The following is a 13,418-nucleotide window of genomic DNA, read 5'->3' on the forward strand; positions in this document are numbered from 1 at the left end:
AACAAGTCTTTTAAAAGTTACTTCTTTTTTTCGATGTGAATTTCTTTTTGTGGATAAATATAATTGGCACTCTTTAACACCGAAGGTTCTCTAACCAATCTCCCTTTTTGAAACGCTTCTTGCAAAATTGCCTCTATCATAAAATCTTCCAATTCCGATTCTGGATGGTATTCTAAATCTAACTTAATTTTAAACAAACTTGCCGAAACTCGATACCAAAACGCCCTAAAATTACCTCGTTTGTCTTGTATGTGTTCATTTACCGTTGCCCCTGTTAATCTATGGATCAATTTAATTAAGATTCTCCCCTCTGTTCGGGTTAGTTTTTTAATATCTTCCGTAAACTGCTCTTCAAAAAAATCTTGTTTTTCTTTGATAAACTTCTTTCGTTTTCTTTTGGATGTTATGAGCTGAATAGAATCGTTTAACTGATTGATTTTATGCTTTGCCAATACCGCATAAGGGTAAGCTTTGTATGTTTTTTTGGCAAACCACAAATAATACCTCCTGTCGTAGTAAGTCTTAAAAGTAGGCTGCGGAAACAACACTACCGTGTCTAGAATAATTTGTTCATCAGGATGGCTAATTACATAATACCCTTCATATTTTTTTCTGAGTTTTTCAAAATCTATTTCTTGAGCAAAACTCCATTTTATCCCCAACAAAAAAAGGGTAAAAACCAAGCACAAGGTCATTTTTTTCATCACCTCAAAAATACATAAAACCACTGCTAAAAAACAACTTATCATATACATTACATCTAAAATCAAAATTGTATTTTTGAGTTCTTTTAAAAAGATATATGATGAGTGAACATACAATTTTAAACGACAAATCTATGGCGTTTTTGGAGCAGTATTTAAACAATGCTTCTCCTACAGGATACGAAAGTAAAGGACAACAAATTTGGATGGATTATCTAAAACCTTATGTAGACGAGTTTATTACCGATGCTTATGGAACTGCAGTAGGAGTTATTAATCCACAAGCAAAATACAAAGTTGTAATAGAAGGTCATTCTGATGAAATTGCTTGGTACGTAAACTACATTACAGACAACGGACTAATTCATGTAATTAGAAATGGAGGAAGTGACCACATTATTGCTCCATCTAAACGTGTAAACATACACACCAAAAAAGGAATTGTAAAAGGAGTTTTTGGCTGGCCAGCAATTCACACTCGCTTAAAAGGAAAAGAGGAAGACACCCCTAAAATAGAAAACATTACTATTGATGTAGGATGCGAAACCAAAGAACAAGTCTTGGCTTTAGGAGTGCATGTAGGATGCGTAATTACGTACCCTGATAAGTTTGAAATACTAAACGGAAACAAGTTTGTTTGTAGAGCTTTAGACAACCGCATGGGTGGTTTTATGATTGCAGAAGTAGCTCGTTTAATTAAAGAAAACAACATAGACCTACCTTTTGGTTTGTACATTACCAACTCTGTACAAGAAGAAATTGGTTTGCGTGGTGCTGAAATGATTACTCAAAGAATCCAGCCTAATGTAGCCATCATTACAGATGTTTGTCATGACACTTCTACACCAATGATAAAAAAGGCCGAAGAAGGTGACACCAAAATAGGATTAGGTCCTGTAATTTCTTACGCTCCTGCAATTCAACACAATGTTAGAGAACTGATTATTGATACTGCAGAAAAAAATGAAATTCCTTTTCAAAGACATGCCTCTTCTAGAGCTACAGGAACTGACACAGATGCATTTGCATATAGCAACGGAGGAGTTCCTTCTGCTTTAATATCACTTCCTTTAAGATACATGCACACAACCGTAGAAATGGTACACAGAAATGATGTAGAAAATGTAATCAAATTAATTTTTGAAAGCGTTAAACAAATACAAGAAGGCGATGACTTTAGTTATTTTAAAGAAAATAGCTATAGTATCTAACTCCTAATACATTTTTAATCTCTTAAAATCCGTTTATTTTTAAACGGATTTTTTTATTGTGATAAATTTCAATGTAAAACTGTTAAAATTTTTACGAAATCGTTGTAGTAAACTAAAAAAGTATGATATTTACCAAATAAAAACTAAGCTTTATGTCATTTGAAAACAAAACCCTGGGAGAATTTATCAACGAAAACCAACACACTTTTAAGTATTCAACAGGAGAATTATCTAACCTTATCAACTCTTTAAGACTTGCCGCAAAAGTCGTTAATCATGAAGTAAACCAAGCAGGACTGGTAGATATTATTGGAGCTGCTGGAGACACCAATATTCAAGGAGAAGATCAACAAAAACTTGATGTTTATGCAAATGACATTTTTATAAAAACATTAACCAATCGTAACATTGTTTGCGGAATTGCAAGCGAAGAAGAGGATGACTTTGTTTGTATAAACAGTAAAGACAAAAACCATCAAAACAAATATGTAATTTTAATAGACCCTTTAGATGGGTCTTCTAATATTGATGTAAACGTATCAGTAGGTACTATTTTCTCTATTTACAGAAGGGTAACCCCTGTTGGATCTCCTGTTACCAAAGAAGATTTTTTACAAGAAGGTAACAAACAAGTTGCTGCTGGATATATTATCTACGGAACCTCTACCATGTTGGTGTACACAACAGGACACGGAGTAAACGGCTTTACTCTTAACCCAGCCATTGGTACTTTTTACCTATCGCATCCTAAAATGCAATATCCTAAAGACGGAAATATTTATTCTGTTAACGAGGGTAATTACTTAGAATTTCCTGAAGGAATTAAAAAATACATCAAATATTGTCAAGAAGTAACAGAAGACAGGCCTTATACCAGCAGATATATTGGTTCTTTAGTCTCGGACTTTCACAGAAACATGATCAAGGGAGGTGTATATTTATACCCTAAAAGCACAAAAAACCCTAACGGAAAACTACGTCTGCTTTACGAATGCAACCCTATTGCTTTTTTAGCAGAACAAGCTGGGGGAAAAGCTACAGATGGTTTTAAAAGAATTATGGACATAAAACCTACAGAACTTCATCAAAGAGTTCCTATTATTTGTGGAAGTGTAAATATGGTTGAAAAAGTAGAGGAATTTATGAGCAAATTCCCATCGTAAAATCCTATTTATTAATCGTTTTAAAAACTCTAAATATATAATGTTTGTTTAGAGTTTTTTTTATTTAAGAACATCTTAAAATACAAGAAAAATCCATAAAAAAACCCTTAAACACTATGTGATTAAGGGCTTGTTGTACCTAGGGCGGGAATCGAACCCGCACTTCCGAAGAAACTGGATTTTGAATCCAGCGCGTCTACCAATTCCGCCACCTAGGCTTCTGAAATCGGTGGTGCAAATGTAAAAAAATATTTAACTTATCACACCATATCAAGAAAAAAAAATTCTATTTTTGCCTCGAAAATAATTCAACAACAACAACAATCATACAAATGTCTGTAAATCAATTAACTCCTAAAGTTTTTGCATGTTCACAAAGTATAGAATTGGCAAAAGCTATTGCTAAAGAATACGGAACTGAACTAGGTGATTTGACTGTTGCAAGATTTAGCGACGGTGAATTTCAACCCGTAATTAATGAAACCGTTAGAGGTAGAAGGGTTTTTATCATAGGTTCTACTTTTCCGAACTCTGACAACTTAATGGAGCTGTTACTAATTTTAGACGCTTGTAAAAGAGCCTCTGCCAAACATGTTACTGCTGTAATTCCCTATTTTGGTTGGGCAAGGCAAGACAGAAAAGATCAGCCACGTGTAGCAATTGGGGCCAAAATGGTCGCAAACCTACTAACTGCTGCGGGAGCTACTCGTGTTATGACTATGGACTTACATGCAGGTCAAATTCAAGGATTTTTTGAAAAACCTGTAGACCATCTATACGGTTCTACCATCTTTTTACCTTACTTAGAATCTCTTAAGCTAGACAATTTAACCATTGCATCTCCTGATATGGGAGGATCAAAAAGAGCTTATGCTTATGCAAAATACTTGCAGAGTGATGTGGTAATTTGTTATAAACACAGAGAAAAAGCCAATGTTGTTTCTCATATGGAATTGATTGGAGATGTAAAAGGCAAAAACGTTGTACTGGTAGATGACATGGCAGACACAGCAGGAACACTAACCAAAGCTGCAGATTTGATGATGGAACGTGGTGCTTTAAGTGTAAGAGCGATTGTAACACACTCTATCTTATCAGGAAACGCTCATCAAAAAATAGAAGACTCTAAATTAACAGAGTTTATTACTTCAGACACAATTCCATTAAAAAAGGAAAATTCTAAAATAAAAGTGCTATCTTGCGCTCCCTTATTTGCAGAGGTTATGGATAAGGTCCAAAACTTTAAGTCAATTACGGATAAATTTATCATTTAATATATATTATGAAATCAATCACAATCAAAGGATCTCAAAGAGAAAGCGTGGGTAAGTCAGCGACTAAAGCCTTACGTAATGCTGGAAAGGTTCCTTGCGTTATTTACGGAGGGGATGAAACCATACACTTTTCAGCTGAAGAAAAAGCATTCAAGAATTTAGTGTACACTCCAAACGTATATACTGCTAAGATTGAATTGAATGGAAACACTTACGATGCAATTTTACAAGACATCCAGTTTCACCCAATTAACGACGAAATTTTACACGTAGATTTTTACCAGTTAAATGCTGATAAAGAAATTTCTATGAATGTACCTGTAAAAGTAGTAGGTAAATCTAAAGGTGTAGCTATGGGAGGTGCTTTACGTCAAAACTTACGTAAGTTAAAAGTAAAAGCTATTCCTGCAAATTTACCAGATTTTGTAGAGGCTGATATTACAGATTTACAAATTGGTAACAAATTATACGTTTCTAAATTAAGAAACGATGAATACCAAATTATGCACAACGATAATACTGTTGTTGCTCAGGTTAAAATGTCTCGTAATGCTGCTAAAGCTGCTGCAGAGTCATAAGAAAAAACACATTGTTTTTAAAAAGCGTTACATTAGTAACGCTTTTTTTATACACATCATTTTATCTTTGTGTCCAAAACACAAAAGATGCTATTTAAAAACTGGTTTCGCCCAAAACAACATACTAACGAAACAGATTCCATGAAAAAATATTTAATTGTTGGACTAGGAAACATCGGTGCAGATTATACTAATACTCGTCATAATATCGGTTTTAAAGTTTTAGATGAACTGGCAACACAACAAAACACTTCTTTTAGCACAGAAAAACTAGGTGATGTTGCTGTCTTTAAATTTAAAGGAAGAACTTTTATATTATTAAAACCCTCTACTTACATGAACTTAAGTGGAAAAGCTGTAAAATACTGGATGGATCAAGAAAAAGTTCCCCAAGAAAATATTTTAGTTATTTCTGATGATTTAAACATCGACTTTGGTACTTTTAGGCTTAAAGCAAAAGGAAGTGCAGGTGGTCATAACGGACTAAAAGACATTAACGAAAAACTAGGAAATCAAAATTATGCTCGTTTTCGTTTTGGAATTAGTGCTGTGTTTAGCAAAGGAAAACAAGTAAATTATGTGCTTGGAGAATGGAATAAGGAAGAAGAACGTTACTTACCCGAACTTTTAGACAAAGGAGCTAAACTAGTACTTAGCTTTGGTACTGCAGGTATTGGTAATACTATGAATACATATAACGGTAAGCAAATAGAAGAATTTTAAAAAAGCTTTTGCTCATTTTACTAACTAATGAGTAAAAGCTTTATACTTCTAAAAACTAAACCTGATCGCTAGCAAACCATTCTGCGTAGGAACTTTCTGTTTCATACAGTTTTAAAGAATGTAACTTAACATTTTCTGGTAACTGATTTTTTATTCTCTCTGCAAAATCAATAATCATCATTTCGCTTGTTGGTTGGTAATCTACCAAAATAATATGATGCCCAGCTTCTATCAACTCCTTGGCTAAAGTTAGGTGCGGAGTATTTTTATTAAATACCATTGCATGATCAAACACATCTTCTATTTCCGATTTTACAATTCTTTTTAAATCTGTAAAATCAATCACCATTCCGTGTTTTACATTATTGGTATCTGCAATGGGTTCTCCTATTACCGTAACAAACAACTTATAACTATGTCCATGTAAATTTTTACATTTTCCATCATAACCATGCAAAGCGTGTCCTGCTTCAAAGTCGAATTTTTTGGTAATTCTTATTGTATTCATTTTTTACTTCTTTTTAAATTTTAACAGTGCTTTTTTAGTTGCCTCAGACAGTACCAATTCCCCACTAACACTTGCTCTTTCTTTTAACAAAACTTCCCAGTTTTCCGTTTGCTTCCACAAGATTTTTTTCATTTCCGACAAAGCTATTTCGCTATAACTAGCCAACTCGTTCAGATAATTCTTTGTTCGTATGTTTAATGTTGCAAAATCATCACACACTTCTTGATACAAACCGTTTTCATAAGCCCATCCCGAAGATTTCCAGCAGGTAGGGTTTAAAGATAGTTCTGCAAATTTACGATTTCCAATGGCTTTTGAGACCGCTGGTTCTATAACAAATGGGCCAATCCCTATACTTATTTCTGATAATTTTATACTTGCCGATTTTGCTGCTAATACATAATCACTGGCAGCAGCAATTCCTACACCTCCTCCTACAACCTTGCCCTGAATACTTGTTACCACAATTTTACCACAAGTTCTTATGGCATTGATAACATTGGCAAAACCCATAAAAAATTGAGTTCCTTTATTTACTTCTTCAATCTGCAACAATTCATCAAAAGAAGCACCCGCACAAAAAGCTTTTTCCCCGTCACTTTTTAAATGAATTATAGAAATCTGTTTGTTTTCTTTCTGTTGCAAAATAAGTGTGGTAAGTTTTTGCAATTGATTACTGGTTAACGAATTGCTTGCCGGATTATAAAACTCAATTTCTGCAATTTTACCAAGCTTTTTTAGTGTTACATATGCTGTTTTCATAAATTGCTACTTAGGTGTTATGTTTGATTAGCTTTACAAATTTTAAATGCAAAAGTAAGGCTCTTATCAACATCCAAACAACAAAAGCAATCCAAATTGCAAATATTTGAAACTGAAAATAATCAAAAAATAACAAAGCAGGTACAAACCCACAAAAAGTAGCAATTAGCTGTGTATTTCTTAGCGTTACGGCTTCAGCCATTCCTTTGTAAACATCATCGTACACAAAGGCAATAGCATTGAGTGGTTGCATTACCAAAACCATCCAAAAAAAAGTTTGAAAAGTACCTATAACTTCTTGGTCTTTGGTAAAAAAGACACCTACTTTTTCGTAAAACAAAAAGAAAAAACCACTAAGCACTACAGAAATTACCACTGCATATTTACTAACCGTTTTCACCAACTGATGCAAACCTATATAGTTGTTTTCTCCTTTAAGCTTTCCTGATACAATTGCAGTTACACTGGCATATCCATCAATAAAAAACGCAAAAAACAACCATATTTGAAATGCAATAGTAAAAGCAGCGATGTACTGCGAACCGTATTTTGTTGCATAGGCATTGGATAAAATTAGACTTGTATTTAGAGCCACTGTTCTAACCAACATATTAAGACTAATAGCAAGGGTTCTTTTTAACTCTGGGTGAATTTTCCATATAATTTTTAGACGAAATGGCGTTTTTGCAAACATTAAAATTAAGGCCAAAACAAACATCATTATTTGAGAAATAACACTTGCCCAAGCAGCTCCTTTAACATGCATAGCAGGAATCCAACCCTCTACTCCATAAACCAAAGCAAAGTCTAGCCCTATGTTTAATAAAGCCCCACAACCACTAATCACCATTGGCCAAAAAGTATTTTGCAAACCTCTAAAAATAGAAAATACTGAAACTATAAATAATAAAAGAGGAAAGCCTAAAGCACGGATTCTATAATATGAAACTGTATATTCTAGCACCATGTTTTCTGCATTGTATAATTTAAAAATCTGAATGGTTAACAAATACGTTACAGCATATACGATACAACCTAAAATGGCATTGATAGCAATCATCTGTGCAGGTAAACCTATGATTTTATCCAGTTGTTTTTTACCCAAGTATTCTGCCACCAAAGCAACAATAGCTACTTTGCTTTGGGTAAAAATCCATCCTAGTGTAGCAATAAAAGAGCCTGCTATACCTACAGCAGCAAGAGCTTCTTTTGCGTTTATTGATACATTACCAATAACAGCAGTATCGGTTAACGATAAAATAGGCTCTACAACTCCAGAAACAATAGCAGGAACAGCAATACTGTTAATGTATTTAAAAGAAAATTTAGGATTGCTCATGAATAAAAGCTATGGTTTTTTGCACCACTTTTTGCAAATCTTCTGGCATTTCTTTAGCAACATATGGTTGTGTATTTCCTAAAGCATGATTCATATTTTCTATCCAAATTAAGGTACTATTTGGATTCCATTGATGTACATTTTCAGACTCTATAGGTTTTACAACCACATCTTCTGTACCATGTACTAACAAATGATTTGCTTCTAGTTTCTTCACTGCATTTTGAATATTCAATCGCTCCTTATTGGCAAGAAAATCTTTGTAGAACGAAATATAATGTGGCATTTTTTGTTGAGTCCTTGCGTTTTTAATATATCCAACACCTCTTAATTTCCACCACAACAACTGAAAACCTTTGGGAAATCTAGATTCTAAATCTGACAAACCTGCCCATGACACGATGTTTTTAACTCGATGATCTTCGCTTGCTTTTAGGGTAACAATTCCTCCTCCTCTAGAATGTCCTATCAAGGTAATATTGTCTAAATCTACTTCATTTTTAAAATCTTTATGTGTATACACATAGTCTATAACCGATTCTAAATCGTCTAATTCTTTAGTAAATGTATTTTCTCCAAAGGCTTTTAAATCTGGAAAATCTATAGGCTGTTCTGCAGTTCCTCCGTTATGAGAGAAACTAAATTTTACAAAAAAGAAATTTTGTTTGGCAAATTCAGTAGCCATTAAATTCCACGCTCCCCAATCTTTAAAACCTTTGTAACCATGAGCAAAAATTACCACAGCTTTCTTGGTTTGGTTTTTTGTAAAGTTTACATCCGTTAAAATGGGTCTACCATGTTTTCCTGACAGCTGAATATTTTTATAAATCATCTAAGCTTCTTTTTTAAAATTTCGGTCTGTATTTTCTACAAAATTAAGCTTGTTGTCTAAAATCTCATCAATCAATTGCAACAAACTGTCTTTAAATAGGTTTAGATTTTCTTCTGTTACCTTATATTCTTTTTTGTAATTATTTTCAGAAAAATTCATAGCCAAAAAACCAGATTTTAGATTTTTAAACGAATAAATTCCCGTTTGTAAATTACATTTAGTCCAGTCTATTTGTTCTTCGAAAGCATAAATAATTACGTAAAACAGTACTTGTAAAATTTTATGGTATTTGTAATCTGAGGTTGCCAAAGACACATCTCCCAATTTTAAATCAGAAGCTTCAACTTTTCCTGTTTTATAATCAACAATTCGTAAGATTCCATCTACCTCATCCACACGATCTATTTTTCCTTTTAGTCTTATTTTGCTTCCTTTAGGTGTGGTTAAATCTACCTTACATTCTCTTTCCAATTCTTTGACCACTATATTTTTTCCTCTGTTGATTTGCTCTAAGTCTAAATTTAAAAAGTTAGTCACAAATTGTTTAGCAACTTCACTTATCAACTTATTTTTTCCTGTGCTGATGTCTCCTAATTTAAAGTACTCTTTAAATTTATCATTCACCATAACATCTGCTTGAATCTTCATTTGGTGAATGTCTTCTTTTGTTAAAATTCTACCTAAATAAGGAGTGTATAAAAATTCAAGAGAATCGTGTACAATGGTTCCTAAAGTATTCTCGGCTACTTCTTCTTCTACCTTTTCCGTTTCTCTGATTTTTAGAATCATTTTTTGGTAAAACTCAATCGGATCGTTAATATAATCGTTAACTCTGCTTGGTGAAACTCCTTTTTGAAAGTAGTCTAATAAAATTTTTTGAACAGCTTGTGTTTTTTTAACCTCAACAGGCTCAACCAAAGTGCTTATTACTTTAGTTGTCACTTTTTTGTGTAAAATTTCACTTTCTTTATCAATTAACAAGCGTGTTAAAAAACGGCTCATTTCGCCCCCTCCAAAATCATCCATTTGTGTATTGTACAACAAATAAATATTTTCCGCTCTTTGTAAAAGTCTGTAAAAATGATATGAAAAAATCGCATCTTTAGCCAAATACGTGGGCATATCAAACTGTTTTTTTACATCAAAAGAAATAAACGAACTTTCTGTTTTTCCTGATGGCAGTACTCCTTCGTTTACCGAAGTAATAATGACATTTTTAAAATCCAAACATCTAGATTCTAAAACTCCCATTAGCTGAAGTCCCTCTAAAGCATCTCCTTTAAAATCAACCGTTTCTAATGATATCAACTTGTAAAACACTTTTGTTAATACCTTAAAATTATGGATGTATTGGTATTGATTATTTAACTGAATTAGTTCCTGAAACACTTTTTTAAAACTCTCTAAATACAATATATCTATGCCTTTTAGAAAAGACTCTAAAAAAGAAATAAAATTCATTACATTAAACAAAAATGCCATTACTCCATCCTGAAAATTAAAAAGCTGAATGGATGCTTTGTTAAATTTGTGTTCTTCTAATAACTGTACTAATTCTTGGTCCGAAACAAATACTTTATTGCTTTTGGTAATAAAACGGATTAATTTCTGACTTGCATCATGCTCTATTTTGGCAAAATAAGGGTGTCTTAGCAACGACAAAATATCTTTGTAGTACAATGCGTTTTTACCCAGTTTTTGTTTGTTTAACTGCATCTTAAACAACGACTGGAACAACCCATACATAGGAATATTATTTAATGGATATCCCATTGTAATATTCACATTTTGAACGTTACTGGGGATGGAATTTAGAACAACTGGCAGTAAGCTTTCTTCTGCCAAAACCATTGCTGTTTGATTCGGATTTACTTCATTTTTTAAAAAAGATGTAGCTGTTTTTATTCCTGTTACATTTAGTGGAGCTCCTAAAATTTGAATATTTTTTTTCTCTTGAAAACAGCTCTGAACCCAATTTTTTCTTTCCTGAATGTTAAGACATTCCCAATTATTAAAAAAAGTTCTTAAAAATGTACCTGCTTCGTGATTGCCTTGAAAATAATACGAATCTACATCCCAATAAATTTTATTCTTGACATCGTTTAAAAAAGTTTTAAAAATACCTTCTTCAGCCTTATTTAAAGCATTAAAACCTATAAAGTGAAAAATTTTATCTTTATTCTTTTGGTGATATAACGAAACCTTTTGATAAGCTTCTCTATAGATCAAGCCTTGATAAGCTATTTTTTTTTTAGTTAAAACCTTAGTAAATGCTTTGTAATACACATCTAAATCTTTGATAAAATTCAGATAATTTTTCACCGTTGCTGTTTCCTCTTCCTTATTTTCTGCCCAATCTTTTATATTTTGAAGATCTGATAGGTAATTAAAAATTTCGGTAGCATTTACCAAATGTCTGTCTATTTCATTAAAATCTTGAATGGCAATAGTAGCCCAACCAATAAACCTTTCGAAAGAATCTATCTTTTGATCTTTACAGTTTGATTTGTAAACATGATAGAACTCAAACAGCAAGGCAACCTGGCTCATGCTTTCAAATCCAGAAATTTCATTGATAAAGTTTTCAATACTTATAATTCTAGGTAAAAAGGTAGGATTGCCATGCAATCTATTTTTGAATGCATTTCTTAGATTAACACCAGCACGCTCACTAGGTATTACACAAACAGCTTTTTTCAAAACCGTTTGATTACTCACAATATCATCTACTACTTTCTCTAAAAATGTCTCCATACTATCTGATTCTAAACCTGCTTTCTACTTCTATTTTTTACAGCAATATAAAGTTTCTTAGGTTATTTTTAGTAAGAACAGAAAACAAAAAACCCGCTCTACAGAGCGGGTTTTCTTATTTTAAAAAAAATTGATTTATTTTTTCTTCATTTCAACGATAGAGATTTCAACTCTTCTGTTATCTGCTCTACCTTTTGCCGTGCTGTTAGAAGCTTTAGGTTTTGTTTCTCCCAATCCTAAAACAATCAATCTAGATTTGTCAATTCCTTTAGAAACCAAGTAATCTACAACTGCATCAGCTCTTTCTTTAGAAAGTTTAACGTTGTATGCTGCAGGTCCAGTACTATCTGCATGTCCTTCAACATACAATCCAGCTACTTTCTTTTCATCTAACAATGCTACAACATCGTCTAATCTATCTTTTACTCCTAATTTGAAAGAGTATGATCCAAAGTTGAATTCAACTGTTTTAATCAACTCTCCTTTTGTTCTTTCATATCTACTGTCGTTAAAGTCAGGTACTATTGGATCAGCACATCCTCCGTTTTCTTTCACTCCAACTTCGTTAGGACACTTATCGTCTTTATCAGCAATTCCATCTCCGTCTGCATCTGGACAACCTCCGGTCTCCATAGTTCCTGCTACATTAGGACAAGCATCATCTTTATCTGCTACTCCATCTCCGTCTGCATCTGGACAACCTTGTAAAGCTTTTAATCCTTTTACGTTAGGACAAGCATCATCTTTATCTGCTACTCCATCCTTATCTGTATCAGGACATCCTTTAGTGCTAGCGCTACCTGCTAACTTAGGACAAGCATCATCTTTATCAACAATTCCATCTCCATCTTCGTCAGCACATCCAAATAATTCTTTTTTCCCTGGTGTTTCAGGACATAAATCTTCTTTGTCTGGCACTCCATCTTTGTCTGTATCTTTAGCTCCAAACTTGTATACAAAAGAAATAGAGTGTTGGAAATGGTAGTTTCCAATTCCTGCTACGTTTCCTGCATCATCCAAACCTAAGAAACTATTTCCTGCAAAGTGAGCTGTAGATTTATAACTAGTTTCAAAATTTAATCCAAATTTGTCGTTAAACCAAGTATTAAATCCAAATGCTGCTGATGCTGGAACCCCCCAATCACCATCTACAGAAACAATTCCCATTGCTAACTTAGCGTAAGGATCGAACCAACCAGTTTCACCAATTACATTGTTTAGGTCATATCTTAAACCTAAATCCGTAGAGAAATAGTTTAAGTTATCTAAAACTTCTGATTCTCCATATTTTTTTTCTAATTGATTGTATGCAAATGCAAAATCAACAGTAAAACTTCTATTTAAGTAACGTGCTACAGAAATTCTACTCAAAACAGGCACTGTGTTTGTATCTACAAATGGCCCTATGTAATCTTTAAATTGATCCCATGGATCTGTAACTCCATGTTGTGAAGCATCCGTAGTGTTTATCCCTACTCCAAAAGCCCAAGGCCTAGTTTCGTCTTGCGCATATGTGTTTACACACAGTAATGCAAAAGCAATAAGCAATAATTTTTTCATCATTTTATTA

General features: G+C 33.2%; 12 protein-coding genes and 1 tRNA gene. 5 read left to right on the plus strand and 8 right to left on the minus strand.

The annotated features are described in order from the left end of the window. Positions 1-17: 17 nt before the first annotated feature. Positions 18-749 carry a DUF4294 domain-containing protein gene (locus FS85_RS14920; RefSeq protein WP_050809596.1) on the minus strand — a complete coding sequence of 244 codons (732 nt, stop codon included), beginning with the start codon at positions 747-749 and terminating at the stop codon, positions 18-20. A gap of 56 nt (positions 750-805) precedes the next feature. Here FS85_RS14920 and FS85_RS0101585 point away from each other — a divergent pair, with 56 nt between their 5' ends. Both FS85_RS0101585 and fbp read left to right on the plus strand, forming a co-directional pair. Then, on the plus strand, positions 806-1,915 hold the full coding sequence (locus FS85_RS0101585) for a M42 family metallopeptidase (protein ID WP_010134218.1): 1,110 nt from the start codon (positions 806-808) through the stop codon (positions 1,913-1,915). A gap of 152 nt (positions 1,916-2,067) precedes the next feature. Next, positions 2,068-3,078: a class 1 fructose-bisphosphatase gene (fbp, locus tag FS85_RS0101590; protein WP_010134219.1), complete on the plus strand. Its 1,011-nt coding sequence runs from the start codon at positions 2,068-2,070 to the stop codon at positions 3,076-3,078. Between the two features lie 136 nt (positions 3,079-3,214). Here the strand turns inward: fbp and FS85_RS0101595 are convergent. After that, positions 3,215-3,296, minus strand: a tRNA-Leu gene (locus tag FS85_RS0101595). A gap of 114 nt (positions 3,297-3,410) precedes the next feature. Between FS85_RS0101595 and FS85_RS0101600 the strand changes: the two genes are divergently transcribed. The 3 genes from FS85_RS0101600 to pth all read left to right on the plus strand — a co-directional run bounded on the left by FS85_RS0101600 (position 3,411) and on the right by pth (position 5,653). Further along, positions 3,411-4,352, plus strand: a complete 942-nt coding sequence (locus FS85_RS0101600) for a ribose-phosphate pyrophosphokinase (protein WP_010134220.1) — start codon at positions 3,411-3,413, stop codon at positions 4,350-4,352. An 8-nt stretch (positions 4,353-4,360) separates the two neighbouring features. Further along, on the plus strand, positions 4,361-4,930 hold the full coding sequence (locus FS85_RS0101605; RefSeq protein ID WP_010134221.1) for a 50S ribosomal protein L25/general stress protein Ctc: 570 nt from the start codon (positions 4,361-4,363) through the stop codon (positions 4,928-4,930). Positions 4,931-5,017: 87 nt separating this feature from the next. Continuing rightward, on the plus strand, positions 5,018-5,653 hold the full coding sequence (gene pth, locus FS85_RS0101610; protein WP_010134223.1) for an aminoacyl-tRNA hydrolase: 636 nt from the start codon (positions 5,018-5,020) through the stop codon (positions 5,651-5,653). A 55-nt stretch (positions 5,654-5,708) separates the two neighbouring features. Here pth and FS85_RS0101615 read toward each other — a convergent pair whose 3' ends face one another. From FS85_RS0101615 to FS85_RS0101640, 6 genes are all read right to left on the minus strand, one after another. Next, positions 5,709-6,161 carry a 6-pyruvoyl trahydropterin synthase family protein gene (locus FS85_RS0101615; RefSeq protein ID WP_010134224.1) on the minus strand — a complete coding sequence of 151 codons (453 nt, stop codon included), beginning with the start codon at positions 6,159-6,161 and terminating at the stop codon, positions 5,709-5,711. A 3-nt stretch (positions 6,162-6,164) separates the two neighbouring features. Then, a complete protein-coding gene (locus FS85_RS0101620) occupies positions 6,165-6,923 on the minus strand; it encodes an enoyl-CoA hydratase/isomerase family protein (protein ID WP_010134225.1) in 759 nt (252 codons plus the stop codon). Positions 6,924-6,933: 10 nt separating this feature from the next. Beyond that, positions 6,934-8,262, minus strand: a complete 1,329-nt coding sequence (locus tag FS85_RS0101625; protein WP_010134226.1) for an MATE family efflux transporter — start codon at positions 8,260-8,262, stop codon at positions 6,934-6,936. Next, a complete protein-coding gene (locus tag FS85_RS0101630) occupies positions 8,249-9,094 on the minus strand; it encodes an alpha/beta hydrolase family protein (protein WP_010134227.1) in 846 nt (281 codons plus the stop codon). The genes FS85_RS0101625 and FS85_RS0101630 overlap by 14 nt, the downstream gene beginning before the upstream one ends. After that, positions 9,095-11,848: a PD-(D/E)XK nuclease family protein gene (locus tag FS85_RS0101635; protein ID WP_010134228.1), complete on the minus strand. Its 2,754-nt coding sequence runs from the start codon at positions 11,846-11,848 to the stop codon at positions 9,095-9,097. Between the two features lie 135 nt (positions 11,849-11,983). After that, positions 11,984-13,411 (minus strand): OmpA family protein, encoded by a 1,428-nt coding sequence (locus FS85_RS0101640; protein ID WP_050809597.1) that lies wholly within the window; start codon positions 13,409-13,411, stop codon positions 11,984-11,986. Positions 13,412-13,418 lie beyond the last annotated feature (7 nt).

Origin of the sequence: Ochrovirga pacifica (assembly GCF_000220525.1) — a bacterium.
GTDB lineage: Bacteria > Bacteroidota > Bacteroidia > Flavobacteriales > Flavobacteriaceae > Ochrovirga > Ochrovirga pacifica.